General features: G+C 55.1%; 21 protein-coding genes and 1 pseudogene. 14 read left to right on the forward strand and 8 right to left on the reverse strand.

Annotated elements, in window-relative coordinates; genetic code table 11:
* Window positions 1-86: 86 nt before the first annotated feature.
* A complete protein-coding gene (locus ACR3EJ_RS18755) occupies window positions 87-614 on the reverse strand; it encodes a universal stress protein (protein WP_170542897.1) in 528 nt (175 codons plus the stop codon).
* Window positions 615-959: 345 nt separating this feature from the next.
* Between ACR3EJ_RS18755 and ftsH the strand changes: the two genes are divergently transcribed.
* Window positions 960-2,873: an ATP-dependent zinc metalloprotease FtsH gene (ftsH, locus tag ACR3EJ_RS18760; protein WP_480423249.1), complete on the forward strand. Its 1,914-nt coding sequence runs from the start codon at window positions 960-962 to the stop codon at window positions 2,871-2,873.
* Window positions 2,874-2,954: 81 nt separating this feature from the next.
* A pseudogene (locus ACR3EJ_RS18765) lies at window positions 2,955-3,175 on the forward strand (DDE-type integrase/transposase/recombinase); the annotation flags it as partial.
* 60 nt (window positions 3,176-3,235) lie between these two features.
* Here the strand turns inward: ACR3EJ_RS18765 and ACR3EJ_RS18770 are convergent.
* The 4 genes from ACR3EJ_RS18770 to acsA are packed head-to-tail and all read right to left on the reverse strand — an operon-like array spanning window position 3,236 to window position 8,379.
* Complete coding sequence (locus ACR3EJ_RS18770) at window positions 3,236-3,484, reverse strand: acyl carrier protein (protein WP_170542895.1); 249 nt, start codon at window positions 3,482-3,484, stop codon at window positions 3,236-3,238.
* A complete protein-coding gene (locus ACR3EJ_RS18775; RefSeq protein ID WP_170542894.1) occupies window positions 3,481-4,647 on the reverse strand; it encodes a dihydrolipoamide acetyltransferase family protein in 1,167 nt (388 codons plus the stop codon). Before ACR3EJ_RS18775 ends, ACR3EJ_RS18770 begins: the two co-directional genes overlap by 4 nt.
* 1 nt (window position 4,648) lies before the next feature.
* On the reverse strand, window positions 4,649-6,643 hold the full coding sequence (pdhA, locus tag ACR3EJ_RS18780) for a pyruvate dehydrogenase (acetyl-transferring) E1 component subunit alpha (RefSeq protein WP_170542893.1): 1,995 nt from the start codon (window positions 6,641-6,643) through the stop codon (window positions 4,649-4,651).
* Complete coding sequence (gene acsA, locus ACR3EJ_RS18785) at window positions 6,640-8,379, reverse strand: acetate--CoA ligase (protein ID WP_170542891.1); 1,740 nt, start codon at window positions 8,377-8,379, stop codon at window positions 6,640-6,642. Before acsA ends, pdhA begins: the two co-directional genes overlap by 4 nt.
* Window positions 8,380-8,764: 385 nt before the next feature.
* Here acsA and ACR3EJ_RS18790 point away from each other — a divergent pair, with 385 nt between their 5' ends.
* Window positions 8,765-9,490, forward strand: coding sequence for a TSUP family transporter (locus tag ACR3EJ_RS18790; RefSeq protein WP_480423362.1), 726 nt, complete (start codon window positions 8,765-8,767; stop codon window positions 9,488-9,490).
* A gap of 311 nt (window positions 9,491-9,801) precedes the next feature.
* Here the strand turns inward: ACR3EJ_RS18790 and ACR3EJ_RS18795 are convergent, their stop codons facing one another.
* On the reverse strand, window positions 9,802-10,257 hold the full coding sequence (locus tag ACR3EJ_RS18795; RefSeq protein ID WP_170542887.1) for a class I SAM-dependent methyltransferase: 456 nt from the start codon (window positions 10,255-10,257) through the stop codon (window positions 9,802-9,804).
* A gap of 331 nt (window positions 10,258-10,588) precedes the next feature.
* Between ACR3EJ_RS18795 and ACR3EJ_RS18800 the strand changes: the two genes are divergently transcribed.
* Window positions 10,589-11,149, forward strand: a complete 561-nt coding sequence (locus ACR3EJ_RS18800) for a GNAT family N-acetyltransferase (RefSeq protein WP_480423252.1) — start codon at window positions 10,589-10,591, stop codon at window positions 11,147-11,149.
* Window positions 11,150-11,323: 174 nt separating this feature from the next.
* Here the strand turns inward: ACR3EJ_RS18800 and ACR3EJ_RS18805 are convergent, their stop codons facing one another.
* Both ACR3EJ_RS18805 and ACR3EJ_RS18810 read right to left on the reverse strand, forming a co-directional pair.
* Window positions 11,324-11,749 carry a hypothetical protein gene (locus ACR3EJ_RS18805; RefSeq protein WP_170542883.1) on the reverse strand — a complete coding sequence of 142 codons (426 nt, stop codon included), beginning with the start codon at window positions 11,747-11,749 and terminating at the stop codon, window positions 11,324-11,326.
* Between the two features lie 454 nt (window positions 11,750-12,203).
* The gene (locus ACR3EJ_RS18810; protein ID WP_170542863.1) at window positions 12,204-13,856 is read right to left on the reverse strand and encodes a sulfatase-like hydrolase/transferase; all 1,653 of its coding nucleotides are present in this window, start codon (window positions 13,854-13,856) and stop codon (window positions 12,204-12,206) included.
* Between the two features lie 660 nt (window positions 13,857-14,516).
* Between ACR3EJ_RS18810 and ACR3EJ_RS18815 the strand changes: the two genes are divergently transcribed.
* From ACR3EJ_RS18815 to ACR3EJ_RS18860, 10 genes are all read left to right on the forward strand, one after another.
* On the forward strand, window positions 14,517-15,935 hold the full coding sequence (locus tag ACR3EJ_RS18815; RefSeq protein WP_170542867.1) for a tannase/feruloyl esterase family alpha/beta hydrolase: 1,419 nt from the start codon (window positions 14,517-14,519) through the stop codon (window positions 15,933-15,935).
* A 201-nt stretch (window positions 15,936-16,136) separates the two neighbouring features.
* Complete coding sequence (locus ACR3EJ_RS18820) at window positions 16,137-16,661, forward strand: hypothetical protein (RefSeq protein WP_170542865.1); 525 nt, start codon at window positions 16,137-16,139, stop codon at window positions 16,659-16,661.
* A gap of 605 nt (window positions 16,662-17,266) precedes the next feature.
* Window positions 17,267-18,043, forward strand: coding sequence for a helix-turn-helix domain-containing protein (locus ACR3EJ_RS18825; protein WP_170542869.1), 777 nt, complete (start codon window positions 17,267-17,269; stop codon window positions 18,041-18,043).
* A gap of 114 nt (window positions 18,044-18,157) precedes the next feature.
* On the forward strand, window positions 18,158-19,219 hold the full coding sequence (locus ACR3EJ_RS18830) for an ABC transporter ATP-binding protein (protein WP_170542871.1): 1,062 nt from the start codon (window positions 18,158-18,160) through the stop codon (window positions 19,217-19,219).
* A complete protein-coding gene (locus ACR3EJ_RS18835; protein ID WP_170542873.1) occupies window positions 19,219-20,175 on the forward strand; it encodes an ABC transporter permease in 957 nt (318 codons plus the stop codon). Before ACR3EJ_RS18830 ends, ACR3EJ_RS18835 begins: the two co-directional genes overlap by 1 nt.
* Window positions 20,168-20,998 carry an ABC transporter permease gene (locus ACR3EJ_RS18840; RefSeq protein ID WP_170542875.1) on the forward strand — a complete coding sequence of 277 codons (831 nt, stop codon included), beginning with the start codon at window positions 20,168-20,170 and terminating at the stop codon, window positions 20,996-20,998. The genes ACR3EJ_RS18835 and ACR3EJ_RS18840 overlap by 8 nt, the downstream gene beginning before the upstream one ends.
* Before the next feature lie 50 nt (window positions 20,999-21,048).
* The gene (locus ACR3EJ_RS18845; RefSeq protein WP_170542877.1) at window positions 21,049-22,080 is read left to right on the forward strand and encodes an extracellular solute-binding protein; all 1,032 of its coding nucleotides are present in this window, start codon (window positions 21,049-21,051) and stop codon (window positions 22,078-22,080) included.
* 109 nt (window positions 22,081-22,189) lie between these two features.
* A complete protein-coding gene (locus ACR3EJ_RS18850; protein WP_170542879.1) occupies window positions 22,190-23,410 on the forward strand; it encodes a serine hydrolase domain-containing protein in 1,221 nt (406 codons plus the stop codon).
* Window positions 23,411-23,439: 29 nt separating this feature from the next.
* Window positions 23,440-25,110 (forward strand): amidohydrolase, encoded by a 1,671-nt coding sequence (locus ACR3EJ_RS18855; protein WP_170542881.1) that lies wholly within the window; start codon window positions 23,440-23,442, stop codon window positions 25,108-25,110.
* Between the two features lie 561 nt (window positions 25,111-25,671).
* A complete protein-coding gene (locus ACR3EJ_RS18860; RefSeq protein WP_480423256.1) occupies window positions 25,672-26,469 on the forward strand; it encodes an MBL fold metallo-hydrolase in 798 nt (265 codons plus the stop codon).

Below are 26,469 nucleotides of genomic sequence, written 5' to 3' on the forward strand. Positions count from 1 at the left end.
TTTTGTTGCCGACATTGGCACAGCGCATTGCCGAAATTCTGAATGCGTTGGTGCCACAAAACAGTGCCCGGCCCGTTTGCAGAATTTTAGCGTACGGTAATTACCGTGCAGTCTGCACGATGATTGACTTTTTGCGAAACGCTGCCTTGAAAGATCCGCTGGACCCGGCCCAAGCCGCGGCGGCCAATAACTATTGTGTCTGCACCGATTTCGCTGGCCATTTTTAGGATGCCTTCATCGTAATCCCCATTGTTCACCCGTGTCGAAACGCTCTTCGCGCCTGCATCCTTCGCGCGCCGCGCCGCTCCATCAACGATTTTCTCGCCAATCACTGTGATGATACGCTCTCTGTCTGCGCGTGACAGGGGGCCCGAAAATACCGCGTCAATATTGGATGGAATGTCGCCCAAATGAAGCTTCGAATCGCTTTTGACTTGCTGCACCAAGTGCTCAACCTCAGTCATGCGGCCCAATTCTTCAATGCGAGCGCTATGTTGAAGGACATGGCCGATAGTCATTGGCACATCCAGTCTGAGCGCTAGGTCTGTGGCGAATTCAACGGCACGATCGGCTGTTTCAGAGCCGTCAGTTGCGACCAAGATATTCGAAATCATGGCTTCCCCTCCGTTTTGAAAGGCCAAGACTGACGGGTATCAGAGGAAGAAGCATTGATGCAGGTCAATAGCTTCAGTGAACTCGAAATTTGCGATTTCCGCCGTTGCCAACCTTTTGACCGCGGTTCGAGTGGTGTAGAAGCCTGAAGGTTTGCCGTGAAAAGCGTCTTGTTCAAACGCATGTAGCTTCAGCTAAATCTGTAATTGGTTTTGCTAAGATAATGCAAAGTCGACTATTATTTGATTGGGCCTTGCTCAAGGATGCGTAGTCTGTGTGGTTGCGTGAGGTTCCGAGGTTGTGCTGTCTGCGGACGCAAATGCCAGTCTGTTTGAAAGATTTCGCTTATGCCACAAGAGCCATCGAAAGATCCCGGCAATGGGCCAAAATGGCCAGAGTGGATTTATTATGTTGCGATTGTTGCCACGATGGGAACTTTGATTGTCGCAAGTTTCTTTGCGCCGCCTACCGATCTGACCGCTACGACGATTTCATACAGCGGCGTGAAAGAGATCATTCGGGCGGGACGGGTTCGTTCGGCAGAATTAAGTGAGCACAGCATAACGGTTCGCGCTACCTCTGCAGACGGGGATGGTGAGCAAGCTTTCCGGGCCGTAATGCCAAGCCAGAGCGACCCGGATTTGTTGGGGCTGCTGGAAGATAACGGTGTTGATGTTACCGCGATTGAACCATCTGGAACTTCGATCTTCGTATATCTTATTCCGTGGGTACTTATCTTGGCCCTGTATTTCTGGCTTCAAGGGCGAATGACGGGCGGGATAGCCGGCGGCCCGGGAGGTATTTCTGGTGGTCTACTCAGCGGTCGTTTTTCAAAACCGAAGGAAGCTGGAAGAAAGGTTACCTTCGAAGATGTCGCGGGTCAGGATCAGGCTAAGCGCGAAGTAATAGAGTTAGTAGAGTTTTTACGCGACCCAGAGCGTTTTGCCCGTGTCGGTGCTGAGGTCCCACATGGAGTTTTGCTTGTTGGCCCCCCTGGGACGGGCAAAACGCTTCTGGCCAAAGCCCTTGCCGGCGAGGCCGACGTACCTTTTTTTTCGACATCTGGTTCCGAGTTTATTGAGATTTTCGTCGGCGTTGGCGCAGGAAGGGTGCGCAAACTCTTTGAAGAGGCGCGCAAGGCTGCTCCCTCCATTATTTTTATCGATGAGTTGGACAGCGTCGGGCGTACTCGTGGTACAGGGCTTGGCGGTGGTCATGATGAACGGGAGCAGACACTGAACCAGATACTTGCCGAGCTTGATGGGTTTAGTGGCCGAGAATCTGTTGTTGTGCTGGCGGCGACCAATCGGCCAGATGTGCTGGACCCAGCCTTACTCCGACCTGGCCGTTTCGACCGTCATGTAACACTGAACTTGCCTGAGAAAGACGCCCGGCGGGCTATTCTCGACATACATGCAAGAAAACTGCCGCTGGAAGATACTGGCGACCTGGGTTGGATCGCAGCAGGAACGCCGGGGTTCTCGGGGGCCGACCTGAAAAACTTGCTTAATGAGGCCGCAATCGGAGCAGCGCGGCGAAGCGCTGATCTGATTTCTCGCAACGACCTTGATGAAGCGCGTGATAAAGTGATGATGGGGACTGTCCGCACTCTTGCGATACGACCTGAAGAAAGGCACCGTCTTGCCGTGCACGAGGCTGGCCACACCGCCGTTTGCTATTTCACACCAGAAGCTGACCCCTTGTACAAAGTGACGATTATTCCACGTGGTCACGCACTTGGGGGGACACACTCACTGCCAGAAGCAGAGCGTCATACCCTTAGTGAAACCTTTCTCAGAGATCAGATTGTTGCGTTGCTTGCCGGGCGCGCGGCAGAGCAACTGTTCCTGGGAACGGTCAGTTCCGGCGCTGACGACGACATCCGAAGAGCCACCGAAACCGCCAGACGTATGGTGACAAGGTGGGGGATGACTGAAGAACTCGGCCCAATCGACCTGCGGCAAAGCGACGACCACCCATTTCTGGGACGTACAATCGCGCAGCCGACGAACATAGCTGATACAACGGCAGCACAAGTAGACCGGGCGGTTATGAAAATGCTTATTGACGCCGAAGCCAGAGCAACTGCCACCCTCGAAGAGCACAAGCCCGAGATCGAGACGTTGATTATAGCGCTTGAAAAAAATGAAACTCTGGACTTCTCGGAAATTCAGTCTTGCTTGGATCCAGAGCGCAAAATTGAGCAACCGCAGCTAGCTTTGAGCTCGGTGACCAAAATACCGGCGGTTCCGCATAACTGATATCAAGATTTTTCAGCCGCTGTGTTCGCTGGCCACGCGGCAAATGTCCAACTTCCTTGGTTCGGTGCAGACAGCAAAGTCAGGTGGCTCAATAACCGCGTTGAGAACTCTCACCTGCCATTCCGACGAAGAGAACGCGCCATGCAAAGTTTTCGGAGAATGCGAAGTTTGCAGAAATTTGCCGCCGTTCACTCCTCCGTTTACAACCATTTTACCAAGAAAGATCACTCGCCAGCAGAGACACCTTCAAGCTGACACGTAGCGCCGCTCTTGCCGAACGGCGCGAACTTGGTGCGGGATAAAGGACACCGTCAACGGCCTACCAGAGACGAGTTCGAATTCGTCTGACAGCACCTTTTGAATCATGGCCCGAGTCTAGAAGCGAAGTACTTAAGCGCCTTGGTCGGCGTTTCGATCTGGGCATAGTCGGTCTCAGGTATCGACACGCCTAAGCGCGCGTGCAGGGCCGTCACAAGGTTCAGAATATCCATCGAGTCGAGTTCCAGATCATCTTGCAGATGGTCATCATCAAACACATCCGCCGGTTCTATGTCCGGCGCGATTTTGTGGACTTCCTCCAGAAAGGCCTGTCTAATCTCACTGTCGTTCATAGTTCCTCCGGTCTCGAAAGCATATCGGTCAACACTGTAAGAAATTTTGAGGCCTGCCTGCCGTCGCAGACGCGGTGGTCTGCAGAGAGCACAAAGTTCGTGACCTCACGGGGTGCAACTTTCTCCCCATCCACCCAAGGGCGAATTTGTGGGGCACCAACCGCCAAGAGGGCGACCTGAGGAGGGAAAATAACTCCCGTCATGCTGTCGGCACCACTCTCACCAAGGCTGGAAATAGTCAGCGTTCCGCTGGTCAGTTCTGAACTACGCAATCGTCCAGATCGAGCACGGGTCACCAGATCACGCATCCCTTCCATGACCTCCTCAAGGGACATACGGTCTGCGTTGAAGACCGCTGGGGCGACCAGTCCGCCGCCGCGGAGGGCGATGGCGACTCCTGTATTGATCTCGTTAGAGGGGACAAATGCTCCATTCACAATATGACCGTTCAGCGATTTGACGGCCTGCGCTGCGAGGGCGGTGGCCTTCACGATGGCCGCGCCGAGCAATATCCGTTCTGCCGGGGGCCGGTCCTTGTTGCGTGCGGCCAGCCATTCAGACAGGCCCTGAGTTTCGATCGTGTGCGAGACGTAGAAATGTGGAATTTCCTGCTTTGCGCGCGTCATCGCTGCGGCAACCGCCTTGCGCATTTCGGATAGGCCCTCCGTGGCTTGTTTGGAACTGGCCGCGTTTTTCGCGAAGATCTCGACATCGGCCAAAACAACTGCCCCGTCCGGGCCGCTGCCTCGGAGTTCGGACAGCTTCATGCCAGCATGTCGTGCTGCAACGCGGGCCGCCGGGCTGGCTGCCACAACTGCCGCCGGTCTCGGCGGCGTGGCCGAGACCTTTTGCTCATCAGGGCCAAGCGATGGAATGTCGGGAGGCGCAGTGCCGGCCAGGTCTGGCAAAACCTCTGGCGCTTCCGGCGCGTCCTCTCCTATACGGGCTAGCGGCTCTCCCACGGGAACGGTTTGACCGACGTGCGCCAGTATTTCTGAGACGCGCCCGGCTTCAAAGCTCTCGATTTCTATGGCGCCTTTCTGTGTCTCGACCACGGCGACGACATCCCCCCGCTGCACTTCGTCCCCTGGCTGAATCAGCCACTCGACCAACGTACCGGCCTCCATGTCCGCACCGAGCGAGGGCATCCGAAAGATACTCATGTCAGCTTTGCCCCATCACACTTTTGGCCGCCGCGACAATCGCCGGAACCTGCGGTATCGAAGCGTCTTCCAGATGTTTCGGGTAAGGGATCGGAACTTCTTCCGAACACACCCTTCCAACTGGGGCATCGAGCGTCCAAAAGACCTGTTCGGTGATCCGGGCCGAGATTTCAGCTGCCAGCGAGCCGCTGCGCCATCCTTCGTCAACAATGACGGCGCGACGCGTCCGGGCAACCGATCCCATGATTGTTTCGTCGTCAAGCGGACGTAGCGAGCGCAGGTCGATGACTTCAGCGCCAATCCCTTCTGAGGCAAGCGAATTTGCCGCCTCTAATGTCTTGTGGAGCGACCCGCCATAGGTGATCAGCGTCAGGTCTTTGCCCGGCATGCGAATAGCCGCGCGGGAAATGTCGACAGGGCCTGCGCCCGAGTCGATTTGACCGCTCAGATTGTAGAGCATAACGTTTTCGAAGATCAGGACTGGATCGGGATCCTGCAGAGCGGTCCAAAGCATGCCGCGCGCATCTTCCAGCGTCGCAGGCGCGAGGACCTTAAGTCCCGGAATATGAGCGTACCAACCTTCAAGGCTATGGGAATGTTGGGCCGCGAGTTGCTTGCCCGCCCCGGTTGCCATACGGATAACCACCGGTACGCCGAACTGCCCTCCGGACATGTGTCGGAGGGTGGCTGCAGTGTTCAAAATCTGGTCGAGTGCCAAAAGGCTGAAGTTGACGGTCATCAGTTCAACGACGGGGCGCATCCCGGCACATGCAGCGCCGATCCCAGCTCCGGTGAAGCCTGACTCGGAAAGCGGCGTGTCACGCAACCTGTCCGCGCCGAATTTGTCCATCAGACCTTTGGAGACGGCATAGCATCCGCCATATGCACCGACGTCCTCGCCCATGAGGAAGACACGGGGATCGCGAGTCATGGCGTCGGAAATCGCGGCCCTAACGGCTTCGCGATAGGTGGTCTCGACCAGCTCACCGGTAGGGGAAGAGGCCTCAACAGTTGTTGCGGATGGCGCCATTACGTCCTTAGTTAACGACGAAACAGGCTCCCAGGTTCCGGCCTCGGAAAAGGCGACGGCTTCGTCAATTTCGGCATCGGCTTGCTTTTCGAACTCCCGGATGTCTGCTTCGTGGATCAGCCCATTTTCTAAGAGCCATGACTGGAAGCGCAGAATTGGCCCCTTTTTACGCCATTCCTCAACTTCGTCCTTTGTTCGGTAAAGTTGGGCGTCAAACATCGAATGCGCCCGGAAACGGTAAGTTCTACATTCAAGAAAGACTGGCTTTCCAGTTTCGCGGATTTCCTGCAGCGCCTGTGTTGCGGTCGCTTCGACCGCGACAATGTCCATGCCATCGACCACACGCGCCTCGATCCCATAAGCGGCGGCCTTGCGGCTGACATCGGTCTCAGACTCGGAGCGCGCAAGAGCCGTTCCCATTGCGTAGCCATTGTTTTCGCAAACAAAAAGAACAGGTAGCCGCCACAGTACCGCGAGGTTAAGAGTCTCGTGGAACTCGCCCTCGGCCACGGCGCCTTCGCCAAAGAAGCAGGCCGTCACGCCCGTGTCGCCGCGCATCCGGTCGGCTAGAGCCAGCCCCGCAGCCAAGGGGAGACCGCCACCGACAATGGCATTGCCGCCATAGAAGTTCGTGGCGGCGTCAAACATGTGCATCGAACCTCCGCGTCCGCCCGAGCAGCCTTCGGCCTTGCCATACATTTCGGCCATGACCGAGGACATTGAGACGCCGCGCATCAGCGCATGTCCGTGTTCTCGGTACGTGGCGACGACGCGATCTTTGTCCGACAAGAGCGGGATAACCCCAGCGGCAATCGCTTCCTCTCCATCATAGAGGTGCAGGAAGCCGCGAATTTTTTCCTGAGTGTATAGCTCCGCACATTTGTCTTCGAAACGTCGTATACGGATCATGTCACTCAGCAAGCGTTTCACATGGTCGCGGTCCAGTCTTGGTTTGCTTGTGGTCATTTCTCGTCCGTCTCCAATGTAGAGATGTCACCTTCTGGCAGACCAAGTTCGCGCGCCTTCAAAAGGCGGCGCATGATCTTGCCAGAGCGGGTCTTGGGCAGGGCATTTCGGAAAACGATCTTGCGGGGGGCCACAGCCGCTCCAAGCCGTTTGCGGGCAAGGCCGCGAATGTCGCGCTCCAGCTCCTCATTCGCGGTTTGGCCGGGATTCAGGGTCACGAAGGCTTTGACGATTTCGCCCGCAGTCTCGTCTGGAATACCAATAACAGCGGCCTCGGCGACGGCTTCATGCGCAATCAGCGCACTTTCAACCTCGAAGGGGCCGACCAGATGGCCCGACGTTTTGACTAGGTCATCGGCTCGACCGACGAACCAGAAATACCCATCACTGTCCCGCATCGCGAGATCGCCTGACAAGTACCAACCATCATTGAAGCATTTTTCGTACCGCGCCTGTTCGTGAAGATAGTCCCGCATTATCGAGGGCCAGCCCGGTCGCAGAGCAAGCTCTCCGATCTCGCCATCCGGTAATTCCCGCAAGCCCCCGTTGTCTGGTTCAACAATTCCAGCAACAACGCCGGGCAGGGGTTTGCCCATCGATCCTGGCTTGATGTCATGCGCTCTAGTATTGGCAATCATGATGCCGCCGGTTTCTGTCTGCCACCAATTGTCGTGGAACGGTCGACCGAATACCTCGTTGGACCAGACCACGGCTTCGGCGTTCAGAGGCTCACCGACGCTTGCAAGAAACTGCAGAGCACTGAAGTCGTACCCTCGTGCGGCCTCACTGCCAGCGCGCATCATCATGCGGATGGCTGTTGGGGCTGAATACCAAACCTCAACGCGTTCCCTTTCAACGATCCCATACCAGCGTTCGAGATTGAATTCTGCCTCGTCCACGATCATCGTCACGCGGTTCACCAGTGGTGAGATAATCCCGTAGGTCGTTCCGGTGACCCAGCCAGGGTCAGCGGTGCACCAGTAGGTCACGCCGGGCTGCAGTTCGAGCGCGTATCGACCGGAGAGCGCGTGGTGCTGAACTGCGCCATGCACGTGAACCGCACCTTTTGGCCTCCCGGTGGTGCCCGAGGTGAAATGAATCAAAGCCGGGTCTTCCGTCTGTGTATGGACCGCCAGAAATTCTGTCGAGGCCTCTTGCAATGCCGGGGCCAGAGCGACGCAATCATCAGGAGCTTCGTCGCCAACGATGAGGACCAGACGCAGCGACGTCATTTCCTGACGCCACGACGCGATTTTGCGTTTGTAGAGTGACTTAGTCGTGACCAGAACATTGGCATCGCCGATTTCCATCCTGGTTCTCAGGGGTTCCGGCCCAAAGGCGGCAAAGAGTGGCGTAAAGACCATCCCGGCCTTTAAAGTGCCAAGGGCCGCAGCATAAAGCTCAGGCCGCCGCCCCATCGCGACAAAGACGCGGTCTCCTTTTTGTTGTCCGTGGTCATAGAGCAGATTTGCAAATCGCGACGACATGGCTGCAAGATCGCCATAGCTGAGCGTTTGCTGCGCTCCGTCCTTGGATAGCCAGATCAGGGCTGTATGGTCTCCATGCCCCTGCGCTACGTGGCGATCGACAGCTTCAAACCCGATGTTGATCGAGCCATCTGGCAAACCTGTGAGAAGTTCGCGGCCAAGGTCGTGGGTCGGCTGCTCTAGGGCATCCGAGGTTGGTTGCCAACACGCGGCGGCGCGCTCTTCGGGTGATTTCCGGATGATGCTCATTGCTACATCCTCCCGCAGAAAGTCTGGCGGGGAGATCTGGGGGAAGACAATGACTCAAATCAAAGCGCGCAATATGGACTCATCTAACACGGTCTTTAACGTTTCGGGCAAGGTCAGTGCGCGCGCGATTATGTACGCACCATGGTTTGCTAGGACTATATCAGGTCCTTATGGCCTTTTACATCTTCAATGATAGACTTGTGCATCGTTTCGACCGACTGGAAGCACATTTTGAAGGCCTTCCCGAATATCCGATTGTCACCTAATGCACGGACCTGCATGTCTAACCGCGTGCACGATCGCATAAAGACCGGCGGCAAGGCCGGTCTGTCCAGTGGGCAGCATGATTAGTGATTTTGCCCCGGATGCGTCTTTCTTGACCATTGTGCTGGCCGGAGTTGTTATCTTCGCAGCCTCTTTTGCTCGGGGTTATTCGGGGTTTGGGTTCTCGACTATTCTGATGGTGGGCTTGCTGCCGGTCATTCCCGCTTCACAACTCGTGCCATTGTCCATTGCGCTTGAAATTCTCGCGTCCAGCAGTCAGGCGCCGCGTATCCTGCCTGATATCAACCGCCGTTATCTCGGCATTCTTCTTGGCGCCAGCCTGATTGGTGCGCCAGCCGGTGTTTTTCTACTGTCCTATGTCGCGGAAAGTACACTGCGTATGATTGTCTACGGTGTGGTGTTTGCCTCAACGGGGTTGCTGCTCTTGTCTGCTTCCCGGCCTATATCCATTACGATACCGAGGTTGGTTCTGGCTGGCCTTATCGCCGGGGCGGCAAATGGGGCGACCGCGCTGAGCGGTCTTGTATTGGCTTTGTTTTTCACCTCCTCGACGATTGAGTCAAAAGCGATGCGGGCAACGCTTATCGCCTATCTCTTCTTCGTAGATCTGATTACAGGAGGGTTGCTTTTCGCCGCCGGCCACTTTGATACAATTACGTTCTGGAGAATTCTGGCGGCAATACCCGTGATGCTGGCGGGCATTTGGCTGGGCTCTCGCCATTTCTTCGCCACGCCCTCGGACTCGTTCAAGACAAGGGTCCTATGGCTTCTACTCGCCTTTTGTATCGCGGGTGTAGGCCAGATGCTAGTTTACGGCTTTCGATAAATTTCCAATTCGTCGGGTATTTGCGACCCATCCCAAGATCGAGGCGCTATATACTTCCGTCATTCGACGTCCGGCGTACGAAGAAACGATGAAAACTCATCTGCTTTCCTGATGCACGTTCACAAGATACGTTTCACGCAACGGTTAAAAAACTCTATTGCTTGACGCCGGAACTGGAAAGCTAGCTCTAAAACGTCCGTTTCGGGCTGCAAACAGCTAAAGATGCAAACAGCTGAGATCGGCAGCTCTGAGACCGAAGCTGCCGTTAAAACTCTTTTTTGTGAAACCTGACAACTACAGTCAGAACGTAACTAGCTTGTTACCTGATAGACGAATATTCGGGAGATCACATAAGGTTCGTTTATTGTAAAAGGTCGAAAAGGGTCGCTCTTCTCCGAAAGCGTCCAAAGTCCGTCAGCTTCGAGGCAGTCCATTTTTTCGCGGAAGCCATGATTTTCATATATATCTTCCCGGACGTTAAAGACGATGTGCCCACCGCGGTTAACGACTCGGATCAATTCATCAAAACTGGAATGCGGGGCATGACCTTCCGTGAAAACACCAGTGACGATGGCACCGGAAAAAGAGTTCGATGCAAAGTCTAGTGGTTGACCCATAACCATCCTGCGCAGGTCAGAGAAAACGCCTGTTTCACTTGCCTTTTCGAGCATCGCATTTGACAGGTCGATTCCGACCAGATCGCGATAACCCAGAATGTGAAGGTTTTCGGAGGCCAGACCTGTTCCGCATCCAGCATCTAGGACCATTCCGCCGGTAGGAAAACGCTAGGACTTCAGATGGCCTTCAGCGCTCTTTGGGCCGTGAACCCAGAAGTTTCCGGCAATTTGCGGAAGCGGCAAATGCGGTCGGGTGTTGGCTTTGATCACTATGACAATTGTCAGGCCTCTTGCGGCATAAGACGAATGTCCGCTCCGTCCTGCCGATTCAACCGATCGCCGCAGCGCAGCTTTCGCATTGCGGCCATTCGTGCAGAACGCAGCATTTCCGCTTCGGCTATGACCGGGTCGCGGGACGGAGGGGTCGTTCCTGAGATTTCATCGAATATCCGCAAGCGGGTGTGTTTGACTTGGTGGAGATATGACCCCACAATCTCAATGGAACAACAGAAAACGGGCTTTAACTATGGAAATTTCAGTCAGAATGGCATCAGCCGATGCTGAAATTGAACAAGCGCGCGACCTGTGCCGACAGTGGCTCGACTGGCATTGGAAGAACTACCCAGCCGACTGGCCAACCGAAGGAAACCCGATGGACCCGGAGGGTTTCGAAGCAATACTCGATGACCTCCCTTCGCTACACTCAAGACCAAGTGGCGGCATTTTGGTCGCTTCGCTCAACGATCAACCCGTTGGATGCGTTATGTATAACGAGGCAAGTTCCGGCGTCGCTGAGTTCAACCGCATGTTTGTTAACGAGAATGGCCGCGGATACGGAATTGGGCGCCGCCTTTTGGAGCATATGTTCGGGCAAATGATCCAAGACGGTTATCAAAAGGTCATCTTCTCATCTGCAAACTTTCTGACACATGCTAAAGCGATGTATGAGGCCGCAGGTTTTACCGACATTCCACACCCGGACGGCTTCCCCGACCAATGGCGGCCTTATGTTTATTTCATGGAACGTGCCCTAGTGGATTGAAAACCGCCATTCGTTTAAGCTGCAGCCACAGGTTAATTGGGCTCCTAGCGGTCATCTGACGGTTTTCATCAGGCCAATCGGTGTTTCGCGGCCCGAAATGACTGCTGAGCAGTACAAAGCTGCCGCTGAGAGTCAATATCAATGGAAAAGGAAATGACTCATAACTAGCAGGCGTTAGGCGCTCAGGAATACCCTAGCATCTTCCAAGCTCCTACACACTTTCGCGCTAACCCGGTCACCAAAATTGGCAAGTGTGTTCACCTCCCAATCGGCCACCCACCCATCATCTTGTCCCGACCCCGGCGACGGAGGCAACAACACGAATTTCCGCAAGGGTGAGTTCATGATAGCGGACCTAAATTCATCGCCGCTGACCCATTGATAATCAGCCTCAGACAGGCCGCGCGGAGATGTGGACACATCCGCTACCCAGTGTTCGACATTGTTAGCGAGCACCCATTCCAAGGCGGCGAGGACAGCATCCTTGACGCGCGTTCCCTCATCATACTCGTTGAACCACATTAAATAGACCGCTGCGAGTTCCGGGCGGTAGGTCACCTCTACTAGATCTAGAGATTGGTGAATTAATTTTCTTTCCATGGCCAATAACCGCGGTGCCTAATCATCTTTGAAGATTGAACGATAACTGGTTAACCCAAGGGCCGCAACGGGATCGCTGCGGACGTCGGAGGCACCGCAGCATTCGCGGTCCTAGACGATGGAGTCACAGTCAAGGACGGCCCTAACCGGTCGTTGAAGCAAACAGCAGCGAATGACCCCTTCGAGCCCATACCGACTGATGCTGCGGGATGCACCATCGGCAGCTTTGCCGACTTCGCAGTCATTCTCGGCAGTGCAGCAATCCCGGTCGCGGTCGCCCGGTATCCAGCATGGCAATCAAGGACCGGACCTTCGCCGCGACACGCATCAAAGGCGACCTAGCGGGATAATTCAGCCACTGCCACAGCAGCCTTCCAACGGCAGAAAACGGTCGCAGTGAGTTTTGCTTTGTAGTTCAATAACCAGATGCCGGATGACAATGCTCCGCGAAAGATCAGTTCCGGCTGAAAAATAGTTCGCGAGCTTTGACGCTTTCTGGACGCAGGTTTTCGATCCCCTCGTAGGGAACATCTGTCCCAAGCGGCAGGTGCGGGTATTCTGCAATTAGTTTCACGTGGCGTTTAACCATGTCCTGGAATGATGCGGATGACCAAAGTGAATTCTCAACGAAAGGAAACATCTCACGAGGGTCACGCAAAAGGTTGTAAACTCCTGCTGTTGCTGCCGGCGCTCCCGGAGCCGGAAGATGAAGCTTGTATTCTTGCTTCACCACTGAGCGCAGGACTGGGCCTTCATAAATGTAGACATAGTCCCTGCGCCCGCTGCCATCGCCTTCCAGAAGAAGCGCGGTTTGATCTATGCCATCTATCACTCGATCGCGAGGGATGAAGTCCGTCCCGCCTCCAATGCGCGCGAAGGTCGTAAACAGATCGGACACATGCACAATGTCGCCCATGCGGCTACCCGGCGCGATTGCATCGGGCCATCGAACGTAAGCGTCCACGCGTACGCCACCTTCCAAGTGTTGGGTTTTGCCGCCGCGGTATATCAATTGGGAAAACCCGGACTTGCCTTCAAACTGATACATCAGACCGTTGTCCGACATCAGTACCACGATAGTGTTGCTACCGATCCCGAGGTCATCGACCTTATCGAACACCTCGCCGAGCATCCCGTCCAGAACTTGCAGCTTTTCGGCCTGGTATCCTCCGTTGCGCGATACGTACTCGCCGTCCTGTACGAAGTTGATTGGCCAAAGCGGCCAGTATTGAAGAAAGAAGGGCTCATCCTCGGATGCAAGGCGATCCAATTCTTCGAGTGTCTGTCTTTGATACCGCTCATTCATTTCGATGTAATGTGACTGTGTCCACTCCTCACCCGGCTCAAGATCGACTTCGCGGGCGGTACCGCCAGCTTCGGCCTCTAGCCCAGTGACCAGTCCGAATGGTTTGAAGAAAGCGTCAATAACATATCCTTGGGACTGGCCTGACGAATGCCAACCCGACAGATTGCCGGACGCCGCACCTTCGGGTGTCATCAGGCTCAGCTGCACTTGTTGGTGTACTGGAAAAAAGGCCTTGTCGAAGCCTTGATTGTGCGGAAATGCTTCATTGATATCGCCTTGGTGCCATTTACCGACGTGGCTGGTGTTGTAGCCTGACTGCTTAAGGATTTCCGCGATGGTTACTTCCTGTGCAGACAAACCCTCGCCGACAATCACTCCCTTCACATCTGTAACGCCAGCTCGAACAGGAAGACGACCGGTCAAGAGAGCGGTTCGCGTGGGCGTGCAAGAAACCTCTGTGTACATTCGAGTGAGTGCCGCGCCCTCGGCAGCCAGCTGGTTGATGCGCGGTGTGGCGATGCCAGAAACGTCGTTCAAGATGGGTACTCCCATCTGGCCGAAACTGACATCATCGATCAGAATATAAAGGATATTAGGGGGTTTTCCCCCGTTTGTCTCACGCAATTCACCTAGTCGCTGGTCAATACGAGCATCCTGTTCCAACCAAGCTTGCTCATGCTGTGCGAGGAGTATGTCGTACTCGGCATCGTGGACGATTGGGCCGGTTTGCGCAAAAACTGTACTAGCCGTGACTATCGCGTACAAAAAAGCTGCGGTGAATGCGTGCAGACGCTTAGGCATATTCTTATTTCTCCCTATCTTTCAAAACTAAATCGAAAAAAACGTCGTCATGCAATACGCCCCGCGTTAACCCGGCCGAACCCTCATAGCCAGCTTTCGGCTCATAGTTACCTGGATGTAGTGCAGCCGGTCGAACTAGAGCCACCCCCTAGAAACGGTTGTTCGTCGGCCTTGGATTGGACGCCCGCATCGGGCTACGTTCTGGCCAATCGCCGCGCCGAAGATGAATGGCCGCTTCCAGTTCAGGGACCATGCTGCGCCAGCGATGCGCTGTTGGGCGGCGACCGGCAGGTTTGCGCAGTTAACGGTCGGCTGGCTGAACATGGTGACCGGCGGGTTTGTCCGCAGAGCGGTCATTCAGACGGAACGCAGCGAACGACCGCTCAGAGCCCGAAACGGACCTTGATCTTACCCTTGACGTCTGTTGTTAGGTTCCTGTCGCGTGTTAGGGTGCCGGAGAAATCACCATTTTCCAAAAGGTATGTGATGCGGGTATCTCTCTGGCAGCCGTTCTCGAATCCCAGTTTTATACAACGGACCTGTGCGCTCATTCTTGCCTGGATTGTGTCGACGGGAGCTCCGGCCCTCGCAAGTGAGGCTGAGTGCGAGAAAAAGCGTTTTGATCCGCTTCCAGAACTTCGCCTTGTTTCGGTGGAGCCGTTGGCAGACCCCGTGCCGCATTGCTCGGTCACCGGCGTGATCGGTAGCAAGATACATTTCGAGCTACTGCTTCCAGACAATTGGAACAGCAAATTCGTCATGGGTGGCGGGGGTGGTTTTGTCGGGTCCGTGATGAATACAGCGCTTCTGTACGGAGCACTTCAATCTGGCTATGCGACGGTTGGTACCGATACAGGGCATCAGGGCCACCCAGCAGACGCCAGCTGGGCCCTCAATGATTTGGAAGCCTTGGTCAACTTCGGGCATCTGGCGGTACACCGAACGGCGGTCACAGCCAAAGCCCTTATCAACTCATACTACGAGACATCGATTGCCCGCAGCTACTTCACAGGTTGCTCGCGGGGCGGGGGTCAGGCAATCATGTCCGCTCTACGCTATCCCGAGGATTTCGACGCGGTTGCCGCTGGCGCCTACGCCATTGATTGGACGGGAATTGCGGTGCAGGCGACCAGCATCAACCGGGTGATGTACCCGGATTCCAGGGACTTGGAGCAAGCGGTTGTCGGTCCAGAAGCTCAGGAACTGGTCGAGAGTTCTTATCTGGCTGCTTGCGACGTGCTTGATGGGCTCGAGGACGGTATTCTCAATGACCCGCGTCAGTGCCAATTCGACGTGACCAGCCTGCAATGCGAGGCTGAAAAAACCGGAGACTGTTTGAGCGCGGAGGAAGTTGCAGCATTTAAAGTTGTCTACGAAGGACCAAAGGACGCTGACGGAAATCAACTTTATTACGGATTTCCGTTTGGCGGTGAGACTGCAGAAGGCGGCTGGAGTCGTTGGCTGACCGGTGGGCTAAAATATCAGGAAGCTGAAGGAGATTTTCAGGAAGGTGTCGGTTCTGGCGGTTTCGAGGCTCCGGTCTCGCCGAACGCATTCTTCAGCTTCGGCAATGGAATCATGCAGAATTTCGTTTATCACGACCCAACCTGGACCTACGAGAATTTCGATTTCAGAACCTACGCGAAGGATTCGTCAGCAGCAGCAGAAACTTTGAACGCAACAAACCCCGATCTGTCGATGTATCGCGAACGCGGTGGCAAGATGCTGTTGTATTCCGGCTGGTCCGACAACGCACAATCCGGGCTGGCGATGGTCGGCTACTATGACGATGTCCTTGCACATGATCCAAGTGCCGCCGAGTATGTCCGACTGTTCATGATGCCCGGAGTGGAACATTGCTTTGGAGGCCCCGGCCCGTCGTGGGTGAATTTCCTTACCGAGATCGACAATTGGGCGGAAACGGGTGAAGCACCTGACGAGATCATCGCGTATTGGCTAGACGGTCAGGCTCAGCCAGCCGGGGCCAGACCCATTTGCGCCTATCCGGAAGTCGCAAAGTATTACGGCAATGGTGATCCTCGGGATCCATCGAGCTTTTCGTGCCGTTCCGGCAATTGACGCTGTTCGCAAAAATATTGAATGTCCGCAAATCAGTCATTGGGCGAAATTCAGCGAATGACCGCTCTGCGGACAAAGCTTCCGTTCAGATCTTTAAAGGAAATTGCTGCAAATCAAAGCGAATACCGCCTCATTTTCGTATCATTAGCGTTAATTGAAAACGCCGAATTGCACCGGCCTTAGATAGATACGCGCCAGAGAATGAAAAATATTGCCAGACACCCACCTGAGTTCAAAGGTTATCCCAGCTACCGAAGTTGGTTATTGGTGAACTTCATCTTGTTAGGCGGAATTGCTTTACCACCGCTACTCGGTTTGGTTGCTATTGCAGTATTGCAGTCTCGCGGCGTGCAGACCGACGGGCTAGTTAACGGCTTTTTTTTGCTAATCCCAATCATGTTTCTGACGGAAATTCCCTATGCGCTTCTGGCGCTTATTGTTTCTAAGGTGCTCAAGAGCTCGACGCCTGATGAGCCACCCTCCTTGACTGCACTAATGTCCGTTTCCGTTGGTGCCGTCCTAGGGCTAAGTGCGGCGCTAGGCTATCTGATTTTGAGCGCCTTCCTTTCGGAGCGAGGTTTGGGTGAAGTCGTCGGCATGATGGCAGCACTTTGGATGCTCACATTACCGGCGTTTTTGGTTGTTGGTGCGGTAGGAGTTATCGTTGGATCAGCAGCAGGAGCAGTCTTTTCCATAAGCATTTTGCCTCTGTTGTCTCGAAATTAGCCCAGATAAAACAATTCGAACGAACGTCCCATTTGGGCTCGAAGCGGACATTAGCTGCTAATTGCTCGTACGACTGCTTTGCGGACAATGCTGCCATTGATCGCTGAAAGGTCACCGACAACTCCCGGCCCAAAGCAGTCTTTTGTGCAATTGACAGCGAAAGGCAGCTTCGAACACAAAGTGAGCTTTTGATAGTGGAGCGTTCGTCTCCAGCGACAGGAAAAAGCCTCTCTGGTCGGGTACGCTGGCACAGTCGGCAATCTCGGATTGGATATACTAGGATTTTAGTTCATGGTTCCGTCGAGCATACTGGTTTCAGCCGCAACACGATGCTTTGCGGCGAAAAAGAGTTCTTCAGAACTGGCGTAAGATTGTCAGAGGACGGCTAATCATTAGGTTAAGCCTTTAAAGAGATTTAGTTTAAAGTAATTGTTCTTCCGCTTCTCCAACATTTGAAATCTTGTATCGGAATAGGTTTTGAGCTTTGATTCAGCAAGTCTATGCGAAAAAACGCCTCTCCCGGCTGATAGCTGCGCGAAAAGGTTGCCAAGTTAAATCCGGCTAGCCACATTGGGCAGGAAACGCCCTTTAGCCAGGTGGGATACTTGGGAAAGTCCGAAAAGCCAACTTACGCGGAAGAAGTCGCCGGGGCGATCAGGGCTGTAGGCACATCTAGTTTTATGCCGGAATTGTTGAACCTCATGCGCGAGGCAGCTTCGTTCAAGGGCGCGTTTGTCAGCCTTTTGAACCCGGGAAAAGCGCCCGAACATGTCTATGACAATGTGCGTTCGGAACGTCGCTCGGTTGTTGTCGACCGATGGCTTGATCGCGCCTGGCTGCTGGACCCGTTTGTTGTTCGTTTCATTGGTGAACGCCACGAACCAGTGATGGTACTAAGAGACGTTACACCGGACAGGTTTGCCAATTCCGACTACTTTCGGATCTACTACAAATCCCTGTTTCTGACGGACGAGATCGGGGTGTTTGTAGCAATAGCAAACGGCACCTTGTTTCTCTCTCTCGGTCCTTCCGAGGGAAAAACCCGGTTCACGCGGCGGGATGTCGAACGGTTGACAGACCTGCACCCGATCATATCGGCGCTTTGCGAGCAGCACTTCCATCGCAACCCCTCCTCAGGCCGACTCGACGAGAGCGAGGTCGATTTCGACGGGGTCATCGACAAGGTTTGCAAAGGTTTGACACAGCGGGAGATCGAGGTCGTGCAGTTCCTTTTGCGCGGGCACTCGACGCGGTCCATTGCGCTTTTGCTTGATGTTTCCCCGGCGACGATCAAAGTGCATCGCAAGAACATCTATAGAAAGCTGCGTATATCTTCCCAGTCTGCCCTGTTTTCAATGTTTCTGCATTCGGCGAACGATTAGTCGTACCCCTTTGGGGGTACAAATCACACCGCCCTTTGGAGGTATTCACAGGGTAAGTCTCCCGGCTCTAAGCTGATTCTACAAATCAACAAGTGCGGGTGTCCGGATCAGACCATGATCGACGTAAAGAATGTGACAAAACGCTTTGGCGAAGGTCAGGCGGCCGTGACGGCTCTGGGGGACGTATCGCTGACCATTCCCGAAGGAAGCTTTTTCACGCTTTTGGGCCCGTCAGGTTGTGGCAAGACGACACTACTGCGGCTGATCGCCGGGTTCGAGCTTCCAAGCGAAGGCGAAATAGCGCTGGACGGTGAGTCGATTGGCCATCTGGCACCCAACAATCGGCCCGTGAACACGGTGTTTCAGAACTACGCCCTGTTTCCGCACATGAGTGTGGCCCGCAATGTCGGGTTTGGCCTTGAGATGCTGAAAAGGCCGAAAGCCGAGATAGACGGCACCATCACCGAGATGCTGGACCTGGTACAGCTGGGCGAGTTTGCAACGCGCCGGGTTGATCAATTGTCAGGCGGGCAGCAGCAGCGCGTGGCTTTGGCGCGCGCACTGGCGCCGCGCCCAAAGGTTCTGCTGCTGGACGAACCCCTTTCTGCTCTAGACCTGAAACTTCGTAAAGGAATGCAGAGCGAGTTGAAGCGACTGCAGCATGAGACAGGCATTACGTTTGTTTTTGTCACGCATGACCAAGGGGAAGCACTGGCGATGTCGGACCGGATCGCTGTGATGTCGGCAGGCTCGGTACGTCAGGTCGGCACACCGGAAGAGATTTACACAGCCCCGAAAAGCAGGTTCGTCGCGGATTTTATCGGGGACACCAACATCGTAAACGCTACTTTGCTTGGCTTTGACGGAGACGTGGCAAAAATCCGGTTGGGCGAAGGCAAACCACTCACGATTCACGCTGCCAGCACCTTGCTCGAACCGGGCCCCGTACATGTCGCTCTGCGCCCCGAAACGATCCGTGTGGTCGAGGAGAGTGCCGAAACAGCGCTCTTGCGTGGCGAGGTCGTGGACAGCACCTATTTCGGGGCCGGGTCGCAAATGCTTGTGCGGCTGGAAGATGGTGTCAGTGTTCACGTCCAGGTTTCCACTCCGCGCCCCGTCGGATCGCGCGTCGGGCTCGAATGTGACACCTCCATGCTGCATGTGCTGGAAGACTGATGGCCGGCGTTGCACATATCCCGCAACCGGACGCCGCGTCGAGATTGCTTGCGGCGCAGGCCGAGCGCGCGCTTCAAAGACGCAGAACGCGGCTTTTCCTGCTGGCCCCGGCGCTCGGGATTATCGGTATCTTTGGACTGTTCCCGCTCTCTATCGCCCTGGTTTACTCGTTCCTTGAACCCGGGACCTATGGCGGCGTTGAATGGACGTTCTCTTACGACGCCTATGTGCAGTTCCTGTTCGAGCGGGATATTTTTGATGACACGCTGACCTTTAACAGCGCCTATCTTCAGATCTTCGGGCGTTCCTTTGGTCTTGCTATCACCACTATGATTGGAACCCTGATCCTTGGGTTTCCTGTTGCTTACTTCATTGCGGCCCGTCCGCAGGAACAACGCAATTTCTGGCTGTTCGCCATCACTCTGCCGTTTTGGACGAACCTGTTGATCCGTACGTACTCGATGCTTCTGATCGTACGAGACGAGGGTTTTGTGAACCTGACGCTGATGAACATCGGCCTGATCAGCGAGCCGATCGAGATGTTGTACACAGATGGCGCGGTACTGGCCGGGCTGGTCTACAGCTACCTGCCTTTCATGATCCTCCCGATCTATGCCTCGCTGGAGAAGTTCGACTTTTCGCTGCTTGAGGCAGGGCATGATCTCTATGCCACACGCACGCAGGTGTTCCGCCACATCATTATACCGATTACCCGTCCGGGCATTGTCGCGGGCTGCGTTCTAGTGCTGATCCCGGCGCTTGGGGCCTACATCACGCCGGAACTGCTCGGCGGTGGCAAGAAACTGATGATCGGCAACCTGATTGCCCTGCAGTTCGGTTCGGGCCGCAACTGGCCCTTTGGCGCCGCTGCTGCACTGATCCTGATGGCAGTCGTGTTAATCGCGCTTCTTGTCAGCTTGCGGGCAGGTGCTTCGAAGGAGAGTGGACATGGCTAAACTGTCGTCACTCTTCCGGCCGTCGACAGACGCGCGCGAACTACGCCGGCAACCCCTGTTCACCGGCATGTCCTGGCTGGTTCTGTTGTTCCTCTACGCACCGATTGCCGTCCTGATCGTGTTCTCGTTCAACGATAACCGCTCTGTTGTGCGCTGGACCGAGTTCAGCTTGCGCTGGTACGCGGCGGCCTTGGAAAACGATGACATCCGACGGTCGGCAATGATCTCGGTACAGGTTGCTCTCACCGCGACCATGTTTTCCACCATCATTGCCACAATGGCTGCACTGGCGACAACGCGCGGCGATGTATATCGCGGCCGTTCTGCGGCTATTGCGCTCATAAACCAGCCCCTGATGATCCCCGAGATCGTCACGGCGATTGCGACGCTGGCCTTCTTTTCGATCCTGCGCCAGCTCACGGGTGTTACCGGGATTGGCTGGCTGATCCTCGCCCACACAGTTTTCTGCGTGCCCTTTGCTTACATGCCGATCCGCGCACGTTTGTCAGATTTGTCCGTCACTTACGAAGCCGCCGCCGCCGATTTGTACGCGACGCCCTGGCAGACATTCCGCTATGTGACGCTGCCTCTTTTGATGCCCGGTGTTATGGCGGGGGCGATGCTGGCCTTTGTAGTCTCTCTTGACGACGTCATTATCACGCTTCTGGTGGCCGGACCGGGTGAAACCACCTTGCCCATCTATATTCTGGGCCAAATCCGTCGCGGCGTAACGCCAGAGGTCAACGCCGTTTCGACCATCCTCATCGGAGTGACCATAGTCATGGTCGCCCTGACCTTCTTTCTGCAACGCAAACGAAAATAACAAGAAGCCCGCGCTGCTGCGGGACGCCATCAATCTCAACGGAGGACAAAATGAAATACACTCTTCTCAAAGCCGCAGCCATCTCGGCCCTGGCGCTCAGCGCGGCAGGAGCGCATGCCGAAGGCAAACTGAACATCTATAACTGGGGAAACTACACCAACCCAGAGATGATCGAGAAATTCGAAGCCCAGTACGATATTGAGGTCACGCTGGACAGCTATGACAGCAATGAAACCATGCTGGCCAAGGTCAAAGAGGGCAACACCGGCTATGATGTTGTTGTTCCTGGCGACTACATGATCGCGATCATGGTAGGCGAAGGCTTACTGGCCGAGATCAACGCCTCCGAAATGGACAACTTCAAGAACATGGACCCGAACTGGGTTGATGTATACTGGGATCCGGGTCGCAAGTATTCGGTCCCATATCAGTGGGGTACGACCAGCTTTACGGTCGACAGCGCGGTCTACAGCGGTGATATAGACACGCTTGGCCTGATCTTCGATACGCCCGAAGAGCTTAAGGGCCGTATCAACATGCTGAATGACATGAATGATGTGATCAACGCCGGCCTGCGCTACCTAGGCTATCCGCGCTGCAACTCCAATCCCGATCAGATGAAAGAGCTGATGGCACTGCTCGAAAATGCCAAGGGTGACTGGCGCACCATGGATTATGCGGTGATCGAAAAGCTAACATCGAAAGATGTGGACTTGTCGCAAAGCTGGAACGGCGCGGCCATGCGCGCCCGGGCGGATCGCCCGACATTGCAGTACGCCTATCCAAAGGAGGGGTTCACCGGATGGATGGATAACGTCGCGGTTCTTGCCGACGCGCCCAACATGGAAAACGCAAAGCTCTTCGTGAACTTCATGATGGACCCGGAAAACGCTGCAATGACCTCGAACTTTGCGCGTTATGCCAACGGGATCAAAGGTTCCGAGGCATTCATGGATGCCGAGATGCTCGACGCGCCTGAAATCGTGATGCCTGCAGGGGCGCCGGTACCCGACTTTGTGAAGCCTTGCGACCAAGACGTTGTGGACCTGTACAACAAGGTTTGGACCCGCCTTAAGCAATAAATTTAAAAGTCACCTGTGGTCGGCCTATCTCTGGTCGGGCCGACCCCTTCCAAAGCTTTTTTAACCTGACTGCGCCCCCTGTTGGGGTCGCCTTGCGGGAGCATGGAAAATGCAAAACAGCAAATCCGGCACGAGGCCCAAAACAGCGCGTGAGATCGGCATCATGCAGGGTTTCCCGCCCCCGCCTGAGAAACGCCCGTCTCTCGAGAACTGGGACCTCGCCCCGTTCAACCGCTGGACCTTCCAGAACATGCGTAGTCTGTTTCCCACGGTCGATGTTCGTCCGGGCCCGAATGCCCGAGAACTGATACAGGCGCCCCGTGACCTGCTGGATACGGAGTTTCAGACCTTTGACGACCGCCAACTATCGGTCGGGAACTGGCTGACTGAGAGCTACACGGATGGCTTCCTAGTGTCGAAAGGCAACCGGCTTTTAACCGAGATATATGCCAACGACTTTACTCCGGACACCGCACATTTGGGGCAATCTGTCTCCAAATCCCTGATCGGCTCTCTGGCCGGTGTGCTTCACGGTGAAGGCAAGCTGGACCTCTCGGAGCCGCTTGACAATATCGTACCGGAACTTGCTGGGACCGGCTATGCCGGATGCACTGTGGATCAGGCGCTCGATATGCAATCCGGCGTGCGCTTTACCGAGGATTATGGCTTTCCGGATAGTGACATGACACGCGTTGATGTGGCGTCGGGCTGGCGCCCGGTTCGCAAGGGAGAAATCAAACCTACCATTCGGGATGTTATTCTAACTTTGCCCCGGGAAAGACCCCATGGGCAGGCTTTTTCTTACCGCTCGATTGAGACGGATGTCATCGCCTGGGCCTTGGAACGTGTGAGCGGCGAAGACCTTGCTTCGCTCTTGTCCAACCGGATCTGGCAAAAGATTGGCTGCGTGCATTCGGGCTTTTTCACCGTAGACGACGCCAAGACAGCACTCGCTGACGGCGGGTTCAACGCAACTCTTCGGGACTATGCCCGCTTTGGCCGCATGATGGCTGATGGTGGCAAGGTCGGTGACCGACAAGTAGTGCCGGAAAGCTGGGTTTCGGGGATTTGTTCGGGAGCGGACCCTTCAAAGCACGGTGACCCGTATGACGTGCTGTCCCCTCAAGGGGCATACCGAAGGTTCTGGTGGGTTCACGACCCGAGGCGCGGCGTGTTCATGGCGCGCGGAGTTTTTGGTCAACTGATCTTCATTGACCTGACCGCGGACGTGGTTATCGTCAAGCTTTCCAGCTGGCCCGACTATCTGATCCAGTCCTTTAGCCACGATGCCGTGCGTGCCTGCGAGGCAATCATTCGCGCGCTTGAGTAGTTCAAACCATCACAGACACAAGAGGCCGCATGTCGCCAACACCTGATCTGATCATCCTCAACGGTTCTCTCCTGACCTTTGACGACTCCACGCCGAAGGCTTCGGCCCTGGCAATTCAGGGCGGCATAATTGTGGCTGTTGGAAACACCGACGACATCCGTACTCTGGCTGGGAATGGAACCAAAATCATCGACGCTGCGGGCGGCACCGTCATGCCTGGCTTTATTGATAGCCATGTCCACCTTTTCGGTGGAGCGGCCGAGTTGGGCATGTTGGACCTGCGCAAAACGACGGGCGCGGATGCTCTGACAAACGCATTGCGAGCCTTTGCGGCCGAGCACCCCGACGAACCTTTGCTTATGGGGGTCGCCGCCAACTACGAAATTCTTGGCCCCGGCGTCACAACGACACGGCAAGATCTGGATCGCATCCTGTCCGAGCGCCCGGTTGCGTTAATGTCGGCCGACCACCACACCGTCTGGGCAAACACAATTGCCTTGGAAAAGGCGGGCATTCTTTACGGCGGCGTCGTTCCCCCCGGTTCGGAAATCGTGATGGCTGGGGATGGTACCGCACAAGGTCAACTGAACGAAACCGGTGCTTTTGGCTCTGTCCTGCGCCTGTCGCAACTGGGAGGGCGCGATCTTCTGGGGTATGTTACAGGAGCGGACCCCGTGCCACCCGCAACGCCAGAGGAACGCGCCTTTGACAAGGAAGTCATACTGCGTGGCCTGAAGCACTGCGCATCCCACGGGATCACGGGGTTGCACAATATGGACGGCAACTTCTACCAACTTGAGCTGCTGAGTGAACTTGAGGCCGAGGGGCGCCTTCCGATCCGTGTTCAGGTGCCCATGCACCTCAAGAACACCGACCCCCTGGATCGGTTGGAAGAGGCCGATGAAATGCGCCGTCGCTTTGCGTCGGATATGGTTTGGTCAGGGCGCGTAAAGATGTTCATGGATGGCGTGCTGGACAGCTACACAGCACTGATGCTCGCGCCGTATCCGGGCAAGCCGGAAAGCCTCGGCGATGCTGTATTCAGTGCCGAACACTTTAACGAAGCCTGCATTCGTGCTGATGCAATGGGGTTGCAACTCAGCACGCACGCAATTGGCGACGGTGCCGTTCGGCGCACGCTGGACGGTTACGAGGCAGCGCGCAGTGCCAACGGCGCACGGGATTCCAGACACCGGATCGAGCATATCGAGGTGATAGACCCCTTGGATCTGCCCCGTCTGGCAGCCCTCGACGTCGTTGCCTCTCTTCAACCATTGCATTCACCCGCAGGAGGATTGTTTTCTCCCTATTCGGCCGGAGACATTCTGACAACCGAGCAAATCCCTTTTGCGTTCGCGTGGAACAAAATACGCGAGAGTGGCGCCAAGATTTGTTTCTCGACGGATTGGCCAGTCGTTCCCGTCGACACAATGATGACGATTGCCGGAGCGGTAAGCTGCAATGAGCTGCCATCGCCCTGGCAGGACAACCGTCAAAGCCTTATGGCCACGCTTTCCGCTTATTCGCGTGACAATGCGTGGCTGGAGTTCAACGAGGATCAAAAGGGTCGTCTGAAGTCGGGATATCTGGCCGACATTGCCATTCTCGAACAGGACCTGTTTTCGATTGAGGAAAACCAATTAGCAAATGCGCGCATCGCTGTGACCGTTTGTGGAGGCGCCGTTTCGCATACAGCTTGAAATGCTTAGCATCGATTATATCAGTGCTTAGAGAACTTCTTTTAGGCCGCGACGATTGTTGGCATTGCGCAGCAAAGCAGACCTTGGCCTCGGGCGCAGCGAATGACCACTTCCCGCCCATTGCGGAGGATGCTGCGCCAAGAGGCAAGGTTCAGTTTGGGCTCAAAGCGGTCGTTCGCTGCGCCTTGCTTGAACGTCTACTTTGCGGACAGAGCAGACATCGAGCGATGAGCAAATTGCATAGGACATGACGCCTGTATACGGCACCACCGCAAGGCGAATGACATTGAAGCTGGTCTTGAGGTGCTTAATTGGCGATTTTTATTTCATAGAGTAAATGCTGCGAAAGCCCCTGCCCGCCGCAACTCTAGTTCTTCTGGAAAGACCCCACCTTACGTCATTTACAAATTAATATATTCATTTTATTGATTGTTAATGGATCGAAATGAGTTTTCACGACGCAGATTCTTGTATGGCGCCACGTGTATCGCAGCGCTTGGAGTTCAATCCAAGATCGGGTGGGCAGAGTTACAACTCGGTGCTTCGGCTCGGATTACAACCATGTCAGATGGGTACCTGTCATTGCCTTCGGAAATGGTCTTTAGCGCCATGCCGAAGGAAGAGCTCAGGCAGCTTTTGGATAACTACAAGGTGGACGCGACCAAGTACGAGCCAGAGTGCAACGTGGCACTTTATCAAGATGATCAAAACTCCGTGCTGTTCGATGTGGGAGCCGGGCCAGATTTCATGCCCACTTCTGGTAAGCTTCTGGAGGCTCTTGAATCAACCGACCTGTCGCCCGAAGACATCTCGCACGTGATCTTCACCCATGCGCACCCGGATCACATTTGGGGCGTTTTGGATGATTTCGGCGACCTTCTGTTCCCCAACGCCACGCATCACTTTGGCCGTAGTGAGTGGGATTATTGGTGGAACCCCTCAACGGTGGATACCATTGGAGAAGATCGCGCTGCGTTCGCAGTAGGCGCAAAACGGCGTATGGAAGCAATTGAGGATCAGGTCGCGTTCTTTGACGACGGGCAAGAGATCCTTCCCGGTATTGCCGCACGCGCGAGCTTTGGACACACTCCCGGTCACATGGCGTTTGAAATTCGCAGCGGGGGTGAATCCGTGATGATTGTCGGCGACGCGCTGGGAAATCCACACGTAGCTTTTGAACGCCCCGACTGGCACAGCGGCACGGATCAGGATCCGCAGGCGGCGGCAGCAACTCGGAATTCACTGCTGGATCAGATTTCACGCGAGCAAATGAAAATAATTGGTTTCCACCTGCCGAATGGTGGAATCGGCCGGATCGAGAAGACTGGGTCTGCTTATAAGTTCATTGGAGAACAATAA

Source organism: Ruegeria sp. AB11, from assembly GCF_056536325.1.